The organism is Serratia quinivorans (assembly GCF_946227985.1).
Lineage (GTDB): Bacteria > Pseudomonadota > Gammaproteobacteria > Enterobacterales > Enterobacteriaceae > Serratia > Serratia quinivorans_A.
Map to the genome: position 1 here is coordinate 35092 of NZ_CAMKGL010000014.1, position 18987 is coordinate 54078.

Genomic DNA, 18987 nt, shown 5'->3' on the forward strand with positions numbered 1-18987 from the left:
ATTGACGGATTAAAACACTAACAGCATCATGCAGGCAAATACAGGCACTGCTGCGGTCAGGCTATCGATACGATCCAGTATGCCGCCATGACCCGGTATCAAATGGCCGCTGTCTTTGATACCCGCTTCGCGTTTGAACATGCTCTCGGTAAGATCGCCCAGCACGGAGGCCAGCACGGCAATCACCGAACAAATCAGTAAGGTTGTCGGCACCACATTGAGCGGGGCATAACGACCAAACAGCCAGGATATCAGGGCCGAAGTAATCAGGCCACCGACCAACCCTTCCCAGGTTTTCCCCGGAGAAACTTTGGGGGCCAGCTTATGCTTACCAAACAGTTTGCCGAACATGTAGGCACCGGAATCTGCGCCCCAAACCAGCAACATCACATACAGCAGCCACCAGGCACCGGTGAAGTGGTTTTGTTCATAGCCGAACTGACGCAGCGATAGCATACCCCAGAAGAACGGCACTATGGTCAGCAGACCGAAAACCAAACGTATCGGGCGTGAGTTACGCCACAGTGCAGCCGAGCCGGGATAGAACAGCACCAGCAGCAGTGCCGCCAGCCACCAGGCCATTGACAGCCACAGCGACCCACCTACCTGAGGTAAATGGACCGACTGATGATAGGCCGGAATACTGAGCATCATCAACGCCAGCAGGAAGCCGCACAATATCGCCAACCAGATACGCTGCGAGCGGGAGGTAAATCCGGCCAGTTGGCCCCACTCCCAGGCAGCTAACATGCACACCACGAGTGTTACCAGGGCAAAGCCCACCGGCGGCAGCAAAAACAGCGCCGCGATAACAATCGGAATTAAGATCAGAGCAGTTATGAGGCGATACTTCAGCAAAAGTTCCCCCTAGGACGCATTGGCGCCGATAGGTGTTGTTCCCCCGAAGCGACGCTCGCGTTGTGCAAATGCATTCAGCGCACCTTCAAAGACAAGTTCATCAAAATCAGGCCAGAGTACATCAGTAAAGTAAAGTTCGGCATAAGCAATTTGCCACAGCAAGAAGTTACTGATGCGATGTTCGCCACCGGTACGGATCACCAAATCCACCGGCGACAGATCGTTCATGCAGATCCGCTCACCCAGTAACTCTTCGCTGATTTGATCCGGACGCAGTGAACCGTCCTTCACCTGCTCAGCCAGTTCCCTTACTCCCTGAATAATATCCCAACGGCCGCCGTAGTTGGCAGCAATGTTGAGCGTCAGGCCATCGTTATTTTCTGTCAGTTGCTCGGAGCGACGGATCCGCTCCTGCAAACGCGCGCTGAAACGGCTGATGTCGCCGATCACTCGCAGTCTGACGTTATGTTTATGCAGGCTTTTTACTTCACTGTCCAAGGCGCGGACGAAAAGCTCCATCAAAGCAGAAACTTCCTGCACTGGACGATTCCAGTTCTCGCTGCTGAAGGCATAAAGCGTGAGCGCATCTAAATGGTTGTTGGCGGCAAAACTGACCGCACGACGTACCGATTTCACCCCTGCTTTATGACCGAAGACACGTAACTTACCCTGACGCTTAGCCCAGCGCCCATTGCCGTCCATAATAATGGCGACATGCCGTGGCCCCAGAGTGGACAGATTAGCCTCTTGTTGATTTGCGGACGACATAACTCGTACTTATTTCCTCAATAGAAATACAACTGCCCTTCCGGAACATCAGGCCCTTACGCGCAAAAAAAGCCGTGTGCCCGACACGGCTTTTCAGTCTGCCCTGCGACAGCCGATAATCTGCGCTGCGCTGCCGGCTTTCGAGATGTCAATCAGGCCATAATTCAACGGTATAACCGCTGAAAGGTGGCGCAGACTATACCACCTCAGCAAGGCCTGAACAAACTGCCCCACTGCGGCACGCGTAATTTGCGAACAAAATAGGATAATTGCCGGTATCAGTTACACAGTGATTTAACCAATCCAACCGCAACCTCTCGCGCCTGGCGATCTATTTCTAAGACCGCATCAATGCAGGACGGTTCCGGCAGTGACAGCCGTTCGAGTGCTTTTTGGTTCACTGTCGCAATATCGGTAAAGCGAATCTGTTCCTGCAGGAAAGCTGCCACAGCCACTTCGTTGGCCGCGTTCAGCACGGTAGTTGCCGCCTGGCCCGCATCAAAGGCCTCAATGGCCAGATACAGGCAGGGATAACGTTCCCGTTCAGGTTCGGCAAAGGTCAGCGAGCCGATGCGGCAGAAATCCAGCGCTTCCACACCGGAATTAACCCGCTGCGGGTAAGCCATCGCATGGGCGATCGGCGTACGCATATCCGGCGTGCCCAATTGGGCCAGCACGCTGCCATCGGTGTAACGAACCATCGAGTGGATCACCGACTGCGGATGCAGAATCACTTCCATTTGTTCGGCCGAGGCGTTAAACAGCCAGCGGGCCTCGATATATTCCAGTCCTTTGTTCATCATGGTGGCGGAGTCTACCGAGATCTTGCGCCCCATCGACCAATTTGGGTGGGCACAGGCCCGATCCGGCGTCATCGTGGCGAACTGCTCCAACGGCGTAGTACGGAAAGGGCCGCCGGAACCGGTAAGCACGATGCGCGACACACCATGACTCTCTAATGAAGAGTATCCCAACTGACGCTGAATGCTCTCAGGCAAACTCTGAAAAATGGCGTTATGTTCGCTGTCGAGCGGCAGTAACTGCGTCTTGCTCTGTTGCACCGCGTCCATAAACAGACGCCCGCAGGTGACCAGCGATTCTTTGTTCGCCAGCAGCACCTGCTTGCCGGCACGAATTGCCGCCAGCGTTGGCAGCAGTCCGGCAGCGCCAACAATGGCAGCCGTGACTTGGTCGACGTCGTCCAATGCCGCCAACTCACAGGCCGCCTGTTCGCCCGCCATCACCTCGGTGGCAATACCATTTTCCGCCAACAGAGTACGCAGTTCACGCGCAGCGCCTTCGTCCGCCATCGCGGCATAGGCCGGGCGAAACTCGATGCACTGTTGCGCCATGACCGCTACATTGCGGCCGGCAACCAGCGCTTTAATCGCAAAACGGTCGAGATTTTCCCTGACCACGGCCAGGGTACTGGTCCCCACTGAGCCGGTGGAACCAAGAATAGTCAGTTGCTTCATGAGCTCACTCTGAATAACTGTCTGATGAGATCGGAGGTGCTCCAGTGTGTAACCTTGGCCACCACTTGTCCATGATCAATCAGTACGATGAAACGGGATCTGCGCCACAAAAAACAAAGCGCCGCCCAGGCGACGCTTTTTCTGCGCGGTGCTGATTAGAAATCCATCAGCTCTTTTTCTTTTTCCGCCAGAGCGGCATCCAGCAGTTTGATATAGGCATCAGTCAGTTTCTGAACGTCATCCTGTGAACGACGATCTTCATCTTCGCTGATTTCTTTGTCTTTCAGTAGCGCTTTAACTTTGTCGTTGGCATCACGGCGCACGTTACGCACTGCTACACGGCCCTGTTCTGCTTCGTTACGTACTACCTTGATCAGGTCTTTACGACGCTCTTCCGTCAACGGAGGCAGAGGAACGCGGATCACGCTACCGGCTGAGCTTGGGTTCAGGCCGAGGTCTGAGGCCATAATGGCTTTTTCTACCGCTGAACCCAGGGAGCGATCAAACAGGTTGATGGCCAAAGTACGGGAGTCTTCAACGGTCACACTGGCCAGCTGACGCAGCGGCGTGGCGGAACCATAGTATTCCACCATGATGCCGTCCAGGATGCTTGGAGAAGCACGGCCGGTACGAATTTTACTGATTTGGTTTTTGAATGCTTCTACGCTTTTTTCCATGCGTGAATCAGCATCTTTTCTGATTTCATTAATCACGTTGCGAACCCTTGAAAGCTGGATACTTGGCAGGCCATACCACAGTATAGCCCGTGAATTTTACTCAAGGAAAGCGCGCTACGCCTGGCGTCACCCGCTCCCGCTAAATTTTGCAGACCCGCCTTATTTGCTGATCAGCGTGCCTTCGTTTTCACCCATCACTACCCGGCGCAGCGCACCCGGCTTGTTCATGTTGAATACGCGGATTGGCAGACCGTGATCGCGAGCCAGCGTAAATGCCGCCAGATCCATCACTTTCAGCTCACGTTCCAACACGTCCTGATAGGTTATATGTTCGTACAGTGTGGCATCCGGATTTTTAACCGGGTCAGCGGAGTATACACCATCCACTTTAGTCGCTTTCAATACCACATCCGCTTCAATCTCAATCCCGCGCAGGCACGCCGCAGAATCAGTAGTGAAGAACGGGTTGCCGGTACCGGCGGAGAAGATCACCACGCGATTATTACGCAGCAGGCTGATCGCCTCGGCCCAGCTGTAGTTGTCGCACACGCCGTTCAACGGAATTGCCGACATCAGGCGAGCGTTCACATAGGCACGGTGCAGTGCATCACGCATAGCCAAGCCGTTCATCACGGTAGCCAGCATTCCCATGTGGTCGCCCACTACGCGGTTCATGCCGGCTTGTGCCAGGCCCGCGCCGCGGAACAGGTTACCGCCGCCAATAACTACACCGACCTGAATTCCCAGTTCGACCAGCTCTTTAACTTCCTGAGCCATGCGATCCAAAACGCTAGCGTCGATACCAAAACCTTCTGCACCTTGCAGGGCTTCGCCACTCAGTTTAAGCAGAATACGCTGATATACGGGTTTTGCATTGGTTGCCATGGTGATCTGTCCTAAGAAGCAGTATTAGTATTGGGGATTTCAGCCGATGAAACGCGCCTGTGCTGTGTATCATGCCACAGGGCTTGCCACCGGTGTAATTCTGGCTGGATAAAATGGAACCGCCAGACGGCGGCCCCATTAACAGTCATTAAGACTGCTTGCTCATTGCTGCAACTTCAGCAGCAAAGTCATTCTCAACTTTAGCGATGCCTTCGCCCACTTCGAAGCGGATGAAGTTAACCACGTCAGCGTTGTGCTCTTTCAGCACCTGGCCAACGGTTTTGCTTGGTTCGATAACGAAAGGCTGACCGGTCAGGGAAACTTCGCCGGTGAATTTCTTCATGCGGCCTTCAACCATTTTCTCAGCGATTTCTTTCGGCTTGCCAGACTGCATGGCGATGTCCAACTGAACCTGGTACTCTTTTTCTACCACTTCAGCAGACACGTCTTCAGGCTTAACGAATTCAGGCTTGCTTGCCGCAACGTGCATGGCAATTTGCTTAACCAGCTCTTCGTCAGCACCGGTAGCTGCGATCAGAACGCCGATACGCGCACCGTGCAGGTAGCTACCCAGCACTTCGCCTTCCAGGGAAGCAACGCGACGGATGTTGATGTTCTCACCGATTTTTGCAACCAGCGCTACACGTTCTTCTTCGAACTGTGCTTTCAACACTTCAACGTCAGTGATTTTGCCAGCAAAAGCAGCATCCAGCACTTTGTCAGCGAATGCCTGGAAACCGGCATCTTTAGCGACGAAGTCAGTCTGGCAGTTAACTTCCAGGATCAGACCGTAGTTGCCTTCAATCTTGGTTTTGATCACGCCGTCAGCAGCTACGTTGCCTGCTTTTTTAGCCGCTTTGATCGCACCAGATTTACGCATATTTTCGATTGCCAGCTCGATGTCGCCGTTAGACTCAACCAGAGCTTTTTTACAATCCATCATGCCAGCGCCAGTACGCTCACGCAGTTCTTTTACCAGAGCAGCGGTAATATCAGCCATTTCTTTATTCCTCGGTTATCTCGCGTGGAGATTTACCCTTCATCTTTCGAGCTGCTACTGCGTTGGCTGCCGTCTCTCACCCCAGTCACTTACAGGCGTAAGTTCCGGGGGATTCGTTCAGTTGCCGCCTTGTCACAACTCGAAATCTATTGGGTATGGTTCTCATTCAGATAAGCAAAGGGAGCCTATAAAGGCCCCCCTAACCAACATATTCAATACCTGGTTAATAAGGGCTCAGTGACGAGCTTGCCTTATTATTCAGCTTCTACGAAGCTTTCTTCCGCTTGAACGGCCAGATCTTGAGAACGACCTTCACGGACGGCGGCAGCAACGGCAGTCAGGTACAATTTGATTGCACGGATTGCATCGTCGTTACCAGGGATGATGAAGTCAACGCCGTCTGGATCGGAGTTGGTATCAACGATAGAGAATACCGGGATACCCAGGTTGTTGGCTTCTTTGATCGCGATGTGTTCGTGATCAGCATCGATTACGAACAGAGCGTCAGGCAGACCACCCATGTCCTTGATACCACCCAGGGAGTTTTCCAGCTTGGCCAGTTCGCGAGTACGCATCAGCGCCTCTTTCTTGGTCAGCTTGTCAAAGGTGCCATCTTGAGACTGGATTTCCAGATCTTTCAAACGCTTGATTGACTGACGAACGGTTTTCCAGTTAGTCAGCATGCCGCCCAACCAGCGATGGTTCACGAAGAACTGATCGCAGGTGTTAGCATATTCTTTTACCGCTTCGCTTGCTGCGCGCTTAGTACCAACGAACAGGATCTTACCTTTACGGGAAGAGATCTTGGTCAGTTCAGCCAGTGCTGCGTTGGCCATTGGTACAGTTTTTTCCAGGTTGATGATGTGAACCTTGTTACGTGCGCCGAAGATGAAAGGCTTCATTTTCGGGTTCCAGTAACGGGTCTGGTGACCAAAGTGTACACCGGCCTGGAGCATGTCGCGCATGGAAACAGTTGCCATGATTAAACCTCTATAGAGTTAGTTGGGGTTATGCCTCCACGTATCCCATAACGCCGACCCTGGCGATGAAAAATCACCTCAGGGCACCCCGGCGGATGTGCCGATACGTGTGTGTTATTTACACAAAGTGAGTGCAGTTAAAGTATTTTCGGCCTATTCCGCCATTATCACAAGGAAGATGTGCGGATCTGCCGGCGCGCTTTATACCATAAACCCACCCCAGACACCAACTTTTGTTGCCGGGGAAAGGTCTGCGAGAAATCAAATTTGGCAGCCTCAGGCCGGGCTGATACCATAAGAGACTGCTTCTTATTTCTTTCTGTTGTCGGCGAGCACGACACCTGCGGACGAATTTCATGGCAATCTCAATTAAAACACCTGATGACATCCAAAAAATGCGCGTCGCCGGCCGATTGGCTGCCGAAGTGTTGGAAATCATTGAGCCGCACGTCAAACCTGGCGTGACCACCGGCGAACTGGATCGTATCTGTCACGATCACATCACCAACCAGCAGCAGGCGATCTCTGCCTGTCTGGGCTACCACGGCTTCCCGAAATCCGTGTGTATCTCGGTGAATGAAGTGGTCTGCCACGGCATCCCTAGCGATGACAAAGTCCTGAAAGACGGCGACATCGTTAATATCGACGTTACCGTCATCAAAGACGGTTTCCACGGTGACACGTCTAAAATGTTCATCGCCGGCAAACCGACCATTCTGGGCGAGCGCCTGTGTCGCATCACTCAGGAAAGCCTGTATCTGTCGCTGAAAATGGTGAAACCGGGTATCCGCCTGCGCACGCTGGGCAAAGAAATCCAGAAATTCGTCGAGGCCGAGAATTTCTCAGTGGTTCGCGAGTACTGTGGCCACGGCATTGGCGAAGTGTTTCACGAGGAACCGCAGGTGCTGCACTATGACGCTGACGACGGCGGTGTGGTGTTGCAGGCAGGTATGGCCTTCACCATCGAACCGATGGTCAATGCCGGTGATTACCGCATTCGCACCATGAAAGACGGCTGGACGGTAAAAACTAAGGATCGCAGCTTGTCGGCGCAGTATGAGCATACTATTGTGGTCACGGATAACGGCTGCGAGATAATGACGTTGCGCAAGGATGACACCATCCCCAACATCATTACGCACGAGATGTAAGCGCCGCGGCGTTTTGCCGCGATGCATGATGTCACAGGCCGGCTTTTGCCGGCCTTTTTTATGGGCTGCGTATTATGTCTGAAAACTTTCGCCAACAAGACACCTCGGTCATTTCGCCACAGGCCGTACCGGTGCAGCCTGAATATCCCAACGCCTATGGCGATGAGGAGATTAACTGCATCGCGCTGAAACAACGCCTGGAGCAGTTCCAGTTATGGCTGGCGGCAGCGTTCAACGCCGGTTCCAGCGCCGAAAGCCTGGTGGCGGCCCGCAGTGACTTTATCGACCGCCTGCTGCGCCGTCTGTGGGGCTTCTACGGGTTCGAGGATATTCCGGAAACCGCGCTGGTTGCCGTTGGCGGCTATGGCCGTGGTGAGCTGCACCCGCTCTCGGACATTGACGTGCTGGTGCTCAGCCAGCGCCGGCTGAATGAACAGCAATCCCAACGCGTGGGGGAATTTATCACCCTGCTGTGGGATCTGAAGCTGGAAGTCGGCCACAGTGTGCGAACGCTGGAAGAATGCCTGCTGGAAGGGCTGGCGGACCTGACCGTCGCCACCAACCTGATTGAATCGCGGATGATCTGCGGCGATGTCGCGCTGTTTCTGCAAATGCAAAAACATATCTTCAGCGATGGCTTCTGGCCCTCCCCGCAATTTTTCCACGCCAAGGTGGTTGAGCAGCAGGAACGCCATCAGCGATACCACGGCACCAGCTACAACCTGGAACCGGATATCAAGAGCAGCCCCGGCGGCCTGCGCGATATTCACACCTTGCTGTGGGTCGCGCGTCGTCACTTTGGCGCCACCTCGCTGGACGAAATGGTCGGCTTCGGCTTTCTCACTCAGGCCGAGCGCAACGAACTGAACGAATGCCAGAGCTTCCTGTGGCGTATCCGCTTTGCACTGCACCTGGTGTTGCCGCGCTACGATAACCGTTTGCTGTTCGATCGCCAGCTCAACGTGGCACAGTTGCTGCGTTATGAGGGGGAAGGCAACGAACCGGTTGAACGCATGATGAAGGATTTTTATCGCATGACGCGCCGCGTCGGCGAGCTGAATCATATGCTGCTGCAGCTGTTCGACGAGGCAATTCTGGCGCTGGATGCGACGGAAAAACCACGTCCGCTGAACGACGATTTCCAACTGCGCGGTGATCTGATCGATCTGCGTGATGAAACGCTGTTTATCCGCCAGCCGGAATCCATTATGCGGATGTTCTACCTGATGGTACGCAACCGCGAGATCAAAGGCATTTATTCCACCACCGTGCGCCAACTGCGTCATGCGCGCCGCCATTTGAAACAGCCGCTGTGCACCATTCCTGAGGCACGCGAACTGTTTATGGCCATTTTGCGCCATCCAGGCGCGGTCTCACGGGCGTTGGTGCCGATGCACCGCCACAGCGTGCTGTGGGCCTATATGCCGCAGTGGGGCAAAATCGTCGGGCAAATGCAGTTTGATCTGTTCCACGCCTACACCGTCGACGAACACACCATTCGCGTCCTGCAAAAGCTGGAAAGCTTTGCCGATGCCGAAACGCGGCCGCGTCATCCGTTGTGTGTCGAGCTGTATCCGCGCCTGCCGAATCCGGAACTGCTGCTGCTGGCCGCACTGTTCCACGATATCGCCAAAGGACGCGGCGGCGACCATTCGATCCTCGGTGCGCAGGACGTGTTGGAGTTTGCCGAAGTCCATGGACTGAATTCCCGCGAAGCCCAACTGGTCGCCTGGCTGGTGCGTTGTCATCTGCTGATGTCGGTGACCGCCCAACGCCGCGACATTCAGGATCCGACCGTTATTCAGCAGTTCAGCGCCGAAGTACAGAGCGAAACCCGACTGCGCTATCTGGTCTGCCTGACGGTGGCAGATATTTGCGCCACCAACGAAACCCTGTGGAACAGTTGGAAACAGAGCCTGCTGCGTGAGCTGTATTTTGCCACCGAAAAACAGCTGCGCCGCGGCATGCAAAACAGCCCGGACCTGCGCGAGCGCGTACGTCATCATCGCCTGCAGGCTTTGGCGTTGCTGCGCATGGACAATATCGACGAGGAAGCGCTGCACCGCATCTGGAGCCGCTGTCGCGCCGACTACTTCCTGCGTCATTCACCCAACCAGTTGGCCTGGCATGCACGCCATTTGCTGGCCCATGATTCCACCAAGCCGTTGGTGCTGGTCAGCCGGCAGGCAACGCGCGGCGGCACCGAAATTTTCATCTGGAGCCCGGACCGCCCTTACCTGTTTGCCGCCGTGGCCGGTGAGATGGATCGCCGTAATCTGAGCGTACATGACGCACAGATCTTCACTAACCGTGACGGCATGGCAATGGATACCTTTATCGTGCTGGAACCGGACGGCAGCCCGCTGGCCCAGGACCGCCACACGGCGATCCGCCACGCCCTGTTGCAGGCCATTACCCAGCGGGAGTATCAGCCACCGCGCGTGCGCCGGCCGTCTTCCAAGCTGCGTCATTTTAGCGTGCCGACCGAAGTCAGCTTCCTGCCGACCCATACCGACCGCCGCAGCTATCTGGAACTGACCGCACTCGACCAGCCAGGTCTGTTGGCTCGGGTGGGTGAAGTCTTCGCCGATCTCGGCCTGTCGCTGCATGGCGCTCGCATCTCCACTATCGGCGAGCGGGTTGAGGATTTATTTATTCTGGCCGACAGCGATCGACGCGCCCTTAACCCGGAAACGCGCAGAAAGTTGGAACAACGGTTGACAGAGGCCCTCAATCCAAACGATAAAATGTGATATACCCTAAATAATTGGAGTTGCATCAAGGCAGCCAAAGTGGGAGTCCCCAAGAACTTACTCAAGTAAGTGACTGGGGTGAACGCACGCAGCTAACACCGGTGCAGCTTCAAGTATGACGGGATACAAGTAACTTTTTCGTAGACAACATCAGGACAGAAAACAGCATGCAGCAATTACAAAACGTTATTGAAAACGCCTTCGAACGCCGTGCGGAAATCACCCCGGCGAACGCAGACACCGTAACGCGCGAAGCGGTAAACCAGGTGATCGCCCTGCTGGACAGCGGCGCCCTGCGCGTTGCCGAGAAGATTGACGGTCAGTGGGTAACGCATCAGTGGCTGAAAAAGGCCGTGCTGCTTTCTTTCCGCATCAATGACAACAAAGTGATGGACGGTGCCGAAACCCGTTATTACGACAAAGTCCCGATGAAGTTTGCCGATTACGACGAAGCGCGCTTCCAGAAAGAAGGCTTCCGCGTGGTACCGCCAGCCACCGTTCGCCAGGGTGCGTTCATCGCCCGCAATACCGTATTGATGCCATCCTACGTGAACATCGGTGCCTACGTTGACGAAGGCAGCATGGTGGATACCTGGGCAACCGTCGGCTCTTGCGCGCAGATCGGCAAAAACGTTCACCTGTCCGGCGGCGTCGGCATCGGTGGCGTACTGGAGCCACTGCAGGCCAACCCGACCATCATTGAAGACAACTGCTTTATCGGTGCGCGTTCAGAAGTGGTTGAAGGCGTGATCGTGGAAGAAGGTTCAGTGATCTCCATGGGCGTGTACCTGGGCCAGAGCACCCGCATTTACGACCGTGAAACCGGCGAAGTGCACTACGGCCGCGTACCGGCCGGTTCGGTAGTGGTTTCCGGTAACCTGCCGTCCAAAGATGGCTCTTACAGCCTGTATTGCGCAGTAATCGTCAAGAAAGTCGATGCCAAGACGCGCGGTAAAGTCGGCATTAATGAGTTATTACGTACCATCGACTAAGCTGAATATAGCGGGTGAATCACCCGCTATTTTTTTGTCTTCATTACGTGAGCAGTCACAGTCTCTGGCGCGGTTATTCGCCATAATCCCAGACCGTGGAATATAGTCTATTTATAAGGTGGCGCTATTATGTATGACAACCTGAAAAGCTTAGGAATCAATCAACCGGAAGATGTCGATCGCTATAGCCTGCGTCAGGAGGCCAATAACGACATTCTTAAGATTTATTTCCGCAAGGATAAAGGCGAATTCTTTGCCAAGAGCGTGAAATTCAAATATCCGCGCCAGCGCAAAACGGTCGTCGCGGACAATGCCGGCCAGGGTTACAAAGAAATCCACGAAATTAACCCGAACCTTCGCTACGTCATTGATGAATTGGATCAGCTATGCCAGCGCGATCAGGTGGAAGTCGATCTGAAGCGCAAAATTCTTGATGACCTGCGTCATCTGGAAGGCGTGGTCTCCCACAAGATTGCCGAGATTGAATCCGATCTGGAAAAACTGACTCGCGGTAAGTAAGAGTTCAGCGAACTGGATCTACTGGACTTCATTTTTACCCTATGAATTTCGAGTTGCAGCTAGGCAGCCAACTTGCTCATCCCCAGGAGCTTACTTAAGTAAGTAACTGGGGTGTGCAAGTGCAGCTAACAACGCTGCAACTTGAAAGGCGACGGGTAAATCTATTTCAGCAACGTACCCCATTTCTCGACCCATGGGCAAGAAACCACTTCCGGTTCAGGCTGTTCCATTGCATCAATTTCCAGCACTTCACCCACGCGGGTGGCCCCTTGCTCCTGCAGTAACGCATCAAACGCACGCCCGGCACCGCAGAAATTGTCGTAGCTGCTGTCACCCAGTGCGATCAGCCCATAGCGCAGCTCCGGCTGGTAGCCGACCTGGTCACGGATAGCGTGAAACAACGGTGCAATGCTGTCCGGCAAATCACCCTGGCCGGTCGTTGAAGTAATCACCAGCGCGTAGTGCTGACGGTAAAACTGCCAGGCCTCAAGCGTGCCTTCTTCAAACAGTTTGACCTCGTGGCCCTGCTCACTGAGGATAGTTTCAGCCTCTTCCGCCACCAATAATGCGTTGCCGTAGACCGTTCCCACGAAGATTCCAACCTGAGCCATTGCCCCTACTCCCTTATATTTCTTTGAAAATGATCAGTTATCCTGACCGCTAGCCGGGGGAAACTCAACCCTGGCAAGCTCAGGGAGACTCTCTGTCCAGCCAAACTGTGACATTACACCCTGCCAGGGTTCATCCCAACGTGCAGAAAGATGCAGCGGTTCACCGGTCACCGGATGATTCAGTTGCAGATGGCTTGCATGCAGCATCAGGCGTGGACAGCCAAAATGCTGGGCCATACCCCGGTTCTGGTTCAGGTCGCCGTGTTTGCTGTCACCAATAATCGGATGGCGGATATGCACCATATGGCGACGCAACTGGTGCTTGCGGCCATTTTCCGGCTTTAGTTCAACCAGACTGTAGCGCGCGCTTTCGTAACGGCCAATCGCCACCGGCATTTCTACCTGCGCCAGCGGCCGGTAATGAGTGACCGCCGGCTGTGGGCCTTTGTCTTTCGTGGCAAACTTGTCGGCGATTTTGTCCAGCTCTTCCGTCAGCGGATAATCAATGGTCGCGCCTTCCAGCACGTAACCACGCACCACCGCGTGGTAGGTTTTCTGCATCTGATGCTGTTCAAACTGCTGCGACAGCAACCGCGCTACCTCACTGGACAGCGCCATCAACAGCACCCCGGAGGTAGGCCGATCGAGGCGATGCACGGTAAACACGTGCTGGCCAATCTGATCGCGCACGGTTTGCATCACAAACCGGGTTTCATGGCGATCCAGCCAACTGCGGTGTACCAACCACCCGGAAGGCTTGTTCACCGCAACCAAATGCTCATCCTGATAGAGAATCTCAAGCATTATTGCAGCTCTTTATTCAGCATGTTATCCAGACGCTGCAACAGCACCAACAGCGGCATACAGTTGGGATCGTTATCTTTCAACGCCTCTTCGAAATAAGGCGTGATGGCAAAACGTGTCGGCAGCGGCGCTCCCGCATCCAGCAACGCATACATGCGTGGCAGAAAGACCCATTGCAGCCAGGCTTCGGCCGACATGCTGTCAACGCAAAACGGCTCGGGGCTGGCGAAGGCTTCAGGCTCGGGTGGCGTAGCTTGCCACAGCGCCAACTCTCGCATTGACTGTTCAATCGCCTGCAAACTAAGGCGAACCTGATTTTGTATACTCATCTGCATTCCCGATCTGTTTAAACCATGATATTCAGCGGCGCGGCTGAAAGGCGGCAAAGCATAGCATTTTACTTTTTATAGCCCAAATCCAGCTGAGTTGATGGCCGAGATGGATTTGGACTGGTGGCCGGAACGGCCACACGGCACAATGTGTTCACCGAATAAACCACACAGATTAGACAGATGCCCGCAATCACACCGACAAAAAATCACGCCACGCCCGGCAAAGCCATGGTGGCTTCAATCACCGGCTACGCCATGGACGGTTTTGACCTGCTGATCCTCGGCTTTATGCTGCCAGCCATCAGTATTGAAATGGGGTTAAGCTCCTCCGCTGCCGGTTCACTGGTCACCTGGACGCTGATCGGCGCGGTACTGGGCGGCGTGATCTTCGGTCACCTCAGCGATCGCTTTGGCCGCATCCGGGTGCTGACCATTACAATTCTGATGTTCTCACTGTTTACCGGTCTGTGCGCGCTGGCGCAAGGCTATTGGGATTTGCTCGCCTACCGCACGCTGGCGGGCATCGGACTCGGCGGTGAGTTCGGTATCGGCATGGCGCTGATCGCCGAAGCCTGGCCGGCAGAGAAACGCAATCGCGCCTCGGCCTATGTGGGTATGGGCTGGCAGCTTGGCGTCTTGGCGGCGGCGTTCCTTACCCCACTGCTGTTGCCCCATATCGGTTGGCGTGGCATGTTCCTGGTTGGGCTGTTACCGGCGCTGGTGTCGTTCCTGATCCGCCGCACTCTGGGTGAGCCCGAAGAGTTCGTCCGTCAGCAAAAAACCGGCCAGCAACTGTCATTCGCCCAGCGCATACAACTGCTGTTCAAAGATCGTGCTACCAGCAAGGCCAGTATCGGCATTTTCATTCTGTGCTCGGTGCAGAACTTCGGTTATTACGGGCTGATGATTTGGATGCCGACCTACCTGGCAAAAAACTTCGGTTTCTCACTGACCAAATCCGGCCTGTGGACAGCCGTCACCGTGATCGGCATGACATTTGGCATCTGGCTATTTGGCGTATTGGCCGATCGCTTCAGCCGCTGGAAGATGTTTATCTGCTATCAGATTGGTGCGGTGGTCATGGTGGTTGTCTACGCACAGCTTAGTGACCCAACGTTGATGCTGTTTGCCGGTGCGCTGATGGGGTTATTCGTTAATGGCATGATTGGGGGTTACGGCGCATTGATCTCCGATACCTACCCGGTTCAGGCGCGTGCCACTGCACAAAATATTCTGTTTAACCTGGGACGAGGCGTCGGCGGACTGGGGCCATTGGTCATCGGCGCGTTGGTGACACAGGTATCCTTCACTGCGGCGATCAGCCTGCTGGCGGCTATTTATTTGCTGGATATCTACGCCACGCTGTTCCTGTTACCGAAAAAACAGGGCGATGGCGATACGCTGGGTGCGATTGGTTAATAAATGAGATGAATGTAAGCAGGGTTAAGTATTCTTGATACTTAAAACATGAACCCTATAAAAAGTTGAGGGCACTGCGCTAACAGTGCCCTCGGTTCGTTTTATAGCAGTCCCGCTACACAGTGTGCTCCCTGCTCAATCCTTGAAAACTTTTCCTGCGGCCATCCTGACCAAAACCATCCTGGCTCTATCCTGTAGCATCATCCTGACGCGGTTCCTCAGTCTTCATGACCCGCCAGCCATCCTGTGCCAGCTCTCAATCTCCATCCTGGAGGTGTCCCTGGTTTCAATCCTGAAACATCCTGGCATCTCCTGACGCCGTCCTCCGCTCATCACTGAGCGCATCCATTTCTTCATCCTGAAGCTGCACCATCCTGATGCTTTCCATTCCACCGTATCCCTTCCGGTTGAACATAAGATCGCTTAATTATCTCGGGTTCACAAGAGCTTACTGGCTGGCTGACAGGAAATTAATGCTAAGAGTTATCCTAAAGAAAATCTAACCAATTGATCTGGATAACAATAAACCCCACCTAAGCGACTGCGAGGGAAAAATTAAAAGCGATCTCTCACAGCCCGTGTGAGAGATCTCGCACACGGACTTCGGAACAAAAAGGCTCAAACCCCCAACGTCGGGCGCAATGCATCGAGGAAATTGCCCAACGAAGCCGCCAGCAAAGTGCGTTTATCACTGCCAAACTGCTCCAAAACCACATTGCCGCTGACGTTACACAGCGAGACCATGGTCATTTCTGATTCGGTGGTTGCCAGGAACAGCGTTGGCGACAGTTTCAGGCGCTTTTGCGTCACCAGATGACCGATCAGGTTTTCCTGCAGACGAATAAAGTCGTCCTCGCTCCACACCTGCAACAGAGTCACATGGTGTTCACCGAACTGGGCGCTCATGTCACCGGCATACTGCTGGGTATAAAACAGGTTGATATCCGGCTGCAAGCGCAGCTCGAGCGCGGTCTCTACCTTTTCCAGCGTCGCCGCCGGGGTAAACGGTTGGGGCAACCACAGTGCTTCGTCATCACGATTTTCTACCAGACAAGGCGACGGCACGCCGTACAGATCCCGGCTGGCTGGGGCATGCCCGCGCTGTTGCTGCCAAAGATCAATATAGCGCTGGGTAAATTCACGCAGGGCGTGCGGTACATCATGGTCCATATTTGTTCTCGCATACGGTAAACTGGCAACCATTGTACCTATCTATTACCAAGGTGACAGCAGATGTCCTCCTACCAAGACCATCACGCCCTGTCGGCACTGACGCTGGGCAAAGCCACCGCATACCGCGACCATTACGACGCCACGCTGTTGCAGGCGGTACCGCGCAGCATGAACCGCGAGCCGCTGGGATTGTATCCGGACAACCTGCCGTTCCACGGGGCCGATATCTGGACGCTGTACGAACTCTCCTGGCTGAACGACAACGGCTTGCCGCAGGTGGCCGTCGGAGAGATCAGCCTGACTGCCGACAGCATCAACCTGATTGAGTCCAAAAGCTTCAAACTTTACCTCAACAGCTTTAACCAAACGTCTTTCAGCGACTGGGAGACGGTGCGCAATACCTTGCAACGCGATCTGTCTGCCTGCGCTCAGGGCGAGGTCAGCGTCTCATTGTTCCGCGTAGATCAACTGGAAGGTAGCCCGATTGCCCGGTTAGACGGCGAATGCATCGATAACCAGGACATCCGTATCGATAGCTACGAGTTCAATGCCGATTATCTGCAAAACGCCACCGGCCCCCTACAGGTGGAAGAGCAGTTGGTCAGTCACCTGTTGAAGTCCAATTGCCTGATCACCAACCAGCCGGACTGGGGCTCGGTGCAAATTGATTACCGTGGTGCGCAGATCGATCGCGAGGCGCTGCTGCGTTATCTGGTGTCTTTTCGTCATCACAATGAATTCCACGAACAATGTGTCGAGCGCATCTTTAACGACCTGATGCGTTACTGTCAGCCGCAAAGCCTGACGGTGTATGCGCGCTACACCCGTCGCGGCGGGTTGGACATCAATCCATGGCGCAGCAACACTGATTTTGTCCCGTCACATGGCCGCCTGGCACGCCAATAGTGCGAAACAGTGCTCAACAACTGAGCTAACGAGCGGTTTGTATTGGTAAAAAACAGGGGACGGCGGTAAGGTTAAATCAGGAGCGCTGGGCATTCCGGCTGGCAAACGATGATGTTGCCGCCGTGCGCTAACGATAACGAGATGCTGTTCTGCTGCGTATGGATTACTACTGCCCCTTTCCGGGTGCAAAGGAGTTACCTTGATTACACACATCAGCCCGCTTGGCTCTATGGATTTGCTGTCGCAGCTGGAAGTAGACATGCTGAAGCGTACCGCCAGCAGCGATCTATACCGTTTGTTCCGCAACTGTTCGCTTGCCGTCCTGAACTCCGGCAGCCAGACCGACAACAGCAAACAGCTGCTGTCACGCTACGAAACCTTTGATATTAACGTCCTGCGCCGTGAGCGTGGGGTCAAACTTGAACTGGTGAATCCGCCGGAAGACGCCTTTGTCGACGGGCGAATCATCCGTTCCCTGCAGGCCAACCTGTTTGCTGTGCTACGCGATATCCTGTTCGTTCACGGGCAGATCGACAGCGCCGGCCGTTTCCAGCATCTGAATCTGGAAAACTCGGCCCACATTACCAACCTGGTATTCTCTATCCTGCGCAACGCCCGCGCGCTGCACCTGGATGAAGATCCTAATCTGGTGGTGTGCTGGGGGGGTCACTCGATCAACGAAAACGAATACCTGTACGCCCGTAAGGTCGGCAGCCAACTGGGCCTGCGTGAGCTGAATATCTGTACCGGCTGTGGGCCGGGTGCCATGGAGGCACCGATGAAAGGCGCGGCCGTAGGACATGCCCAACAGCGCTACCACAACAGCCGCTTTATCGGCATGACCGAGCCGTCGATCATCGCCGCTGAGCCACCAAACCCGTTGGTCAATGAGCTGATTATCATGCCAGACATTGAAAAACGCCTGGAGGCCTTCGTCCGTATCGCCCACGGTATTATCATCTTCCCGGGCGGTGTCGGCACGGCAGAAGAGCTGCTTTATCTGCTGGGGATCCTGATGAACCCGGAGAACAGCGAACAGGTGTTGCCGCTGATCCTCACCGGGCCGAAAGAGAGCGCCAACTACTTCCAGGTGCTGGATGAGTTCATCATGAACACGCTGGGAGACGAAGCCCGCCGTCACTACACCATCATTATCGACGATCCGGCCGAAGTGGCGCGTCAGATGAAAAAAGCCATGCCGCTGGTGAAAGAGAACCGCCGTAATACCGGCGATGCCTACAGCTTCAACTGGTCGATCCGCATTGCGCCGGATCTGCAACTGCCGTTTGAACCAAGCCATGAAAATATGGCCAATCTCAACCTGTATCCCGACCAGCCGGCCGAGCAGTTGGCTGCCGCGCTGCGCCGCGCGTTTTCCGGCATCGTCGCCGGCAACGTGAAAGAAAATGGCATTCATGCCATCGAACAGTTTGGGCCGTACAAGCTGCACGGCGAACCGCAGATGATGAAGCAAATGGACAGTCTGCTGCAGGGCTTTGTCGCCCAGCACCGTATGAAATTGCCAGGCACCGCTTATGTGCCCTGTTACGAAATAGTTGCCTAGTTCAGCCAGGCCTCATTTTTAACCGCAAACCCTGCCGATACACAAAATCATTCAAGTTGCGTCGAGGCGGCAACAGAATGAATCCCCGGGAGCATAGATAACTATGTGACCGGGGTGAGT

At 54.5% G+C, this 18987-nt stretch carries 18 protein-coding genes; 7 read left to right on the plus strand and 11 right to left on the minus strand.

Features of this window, described 5'->3' with window-relative positions; translation table 11 throughout:
- Window positions 1–9: 9 nt before the first annotated feature.
- From cdsA to rpsB, 7 genes are all read right to left on the minus strand, one after another.
- A complete protein-coding gene (gene cdsA / locus OCH02_RS23190) occupies window positions 10–858 on the minus strand; it encodes a phosphatidate cytidylyltransferase (RefSeq protein ID WP_261433164.1) in 849 nt (282 codons plus the stop codon).
- A gap of 9 nt (window positions 859–867) precedes the next feature.
- Window positions 868–1626 carry a (2E,6E)-farnesyl-diphosphate-specific ditrans,polycis-undecaprenyl-diphosphate synthase gene (gene ispU / locus OCH02_RS23195; protein ID WP_261433166.1) on the minus strand — a complete coding sequence of 253 codons (759 nt, stop codon included), beginning with the start codon at window positions 1624–1626 and terminating at the stop codon, window positions 868–870.
- Between the two features lie 278 nt (window positions 1627–1904).
- Window positions 1905–3101: a 1-deoxy-D-xylulose-5-phosphate reductoisomerase gene (ispC, locus tag OCH02_RS23200; protein WP_261433168.1), complete on the minus strand. Its 1197-nt coding sequence runs from the start codon at window positions 3099–3101 to the stop codon at window positions 1905–1907.
- 155 nt (window positions 3102–3256) lie between these two features.
- Window positions 3257–3814, minus strand: a complete 558-nt coding sequence (gene frr, locus OCH02_RS23205; RefSeq protein WP_135317747.1) for a ribosome recycling factor — start codon at window positions 3812–3814, stop codon at window positions 3257–3259.
- 123 nt (window positions 3815–3937) lie between these two features.
- Window positions 3938–4663: a UMP kinase gene (pyrH, locus tag OCH02_RS23210; RefSeq protein ID WP_004952223.1), complete on the minus strand. Its 726-nt coding sequence runs from the start codon at window positions 4661–4663 to the stop codon at window positions 3938–3940.
- A 148-nt stretch (window positions 4664–4811) separates the two neighbouring features.
- A complete protein-coding gene (gene tsf, locus OCH02_RS23215; protein ID WP_012146493.1) occupies window positions 4812–5663 on the minus strand; it encodes a translation elongation factor Ts in 852 nt (283 codons plus the stop codon).
- A 254-nt stretch (window positions 5664–5917) separates the two neighbouring features.
- A complete protein-coding gene (gene rpsB, locus OCH02_RS23220) occupies window positions 5918–6643 on the minus strand; it encodes a 30S ribosomal protein S2 (RefSeq protein WP_020828365.1) in 726 nt (241 codons plus the stop codon).
- Between the two features lie 356 nt (window positions 6644–6999).
- On the opposite strand from rpsB, the gene map reads away from it, so the two are divergent.
- From map to OCH02_RS23240, 4 genes are all read left to right on the plus strand, one after another.
- Entirely contained in the window at window positions 7000–7794 is a 795-nt protein-coding gene (gene map / locus OCH02_RS23225; protein ID WP_012146495.1) for a type I methionyl aminopeptidase, read from the plus strand.
- Window positions 7795–7868: 74 nt separating this feature from the next.
- Window positions 7869–10547, plus strand: a complete 2679-nt coding sequence (gene glnD / locus OCH02_RS23230) for a bifunctional uridylyltransferase/uridylyl-removing protein GlnD (RefSeq protein ID WP_261110352.1) — start codon at window positions 7869–7871, stop codon at window positions 10545–10547.
- 167 nt (window positions 10548–10714) lie between these two features.
- Window positions 10715–11539: a 2,3,4,5-tetrahydropyridine-2,6-dicarboxylate N-succinyltransferase gene (dapD, locus tag OCH02_RS23235; RefSeq protein WP_012146497.1), complete on the plus strand. Its 825-nt coding sequence runs from the start codon at window positions 10715–10717 to the stop codon at window positions 11537–11539.
- Window positions 11540–11668: 129 nt separating this feature from the next.
- Window positions 11669–12058, plus strand: a complete 390-nt coding sequence (locus tag OCH02_RS23240; protein WP_006318690.1) for a DUF3461 family protein — start codon at window positions 11669–11671, stop codon at window positions 12056–12058.
- A 161-nt stretch (window positions 12059–12219) separates the two neighbouring features.
- Here the strand turns inward: OCH02_RS23240 and OCH02_RS23245 are convergent, their stop codons facing one another.
- Genes OCH02_RS23245 through OCH02_RS23255 form a run of 3 tightly spaced genes read right to left on the minus strand, consistent with a single transcriptional unit; the run spans window position 12220 to window position 13802 of the window.
- Window positions 12220–12669, minus strand: coding sequence for a flavodoxin (locus OCH02_RS23245; RefSeq protein WP_017893795.1), 450 nt, complete (start codon window positions 12667–12669; stop codon window positions 12220–12222).
- Between the two features lie 33 nt (window positions 12670–12702).
- Window positions 12703–13473, minus strand: coding sequence for a tRNA pseudouridine(65) synthase TruC (gene truC / locus OCH02_RS23250; RefSeq protein WP_261433169.1), 771 nt, complete (start codon window positions 13471–13473; stop codon window positions 12703–12705).
- Window positions 13473–13802: a YqcC family protein gene (locus OCH02_RS23255; protein ID WP_012146500.1), complete on the minus strand. Its 330-nt coding sequence runs from the start codon at window positions 13800–13802 to the stop codon at window positions 13473–13475. The genes truC and OCH02_RS23255 overlap by 1 nt, the downstream gene beginning before the upstream one ends.
- A 183-nt stretch (window positions 13803–13985) precedes the next feature.
- Here OCH02_RS23255 and OCH02_RS23260 point away from each other — a divergent pair, with 183 nt between their 5' ends.
- Window positions 13986–15224, plus strand: coding sequence for an MFS transporter (locus OCH02_RS23260; RefSeq protein WP_261433170.1), 1239 nt, complete (start codon window positions 13986–13988; stop codon window positions 15222–15224).
- Window positions 15225–15842: 618 nt separating this feature from the next.
- Here the strand turns inward: OCH02_RS23260 and syd are convergent.
- On the minus strand, window positions 15843–16394 hold the full coding sequence (gene syd, locus OCH02_RS23265) for a SecY-interacting protein (protein WP_261433171.1): 552 nt from the start codon (window positions 16392–16394) through the stop codon (window positions 15843–15845).
- Between the two features lie 63 nt (window positions 16395–16457).
- On the opposite strand from syd, the gene queF reads away from it, so the two are divergent.
- Window positions 16458–17303: an NADPH-dependent 7-cyano-7-deazaguanine reductase QueF gene (queF, locus tag OCH02_RS23270; protein ID WP_261433172.1), complete on the plus strand. Its 846-nt coding sequence runs from the start codon at window positions 16458–16460 to the stop codon at window positions 17301–17303.
- A gap of 199 nt (window positions 17304–17502) precedes the next feature.
- Window positions 17503–18867: a nucleotide 5'-monophosphate nucleosidase PpnN gene (ppnN, locus tag OCH02_RS23275; protein ID WP_153859267.1), complete on the plus strand. Its 1365-nt coding sequence runs from the start codon at window positions 17503–17505 to the stop codon at window positions 18865–18867.
- The last annotated feature ends 120 nt before the right edge of the window (window positions 18868–18987 follow it).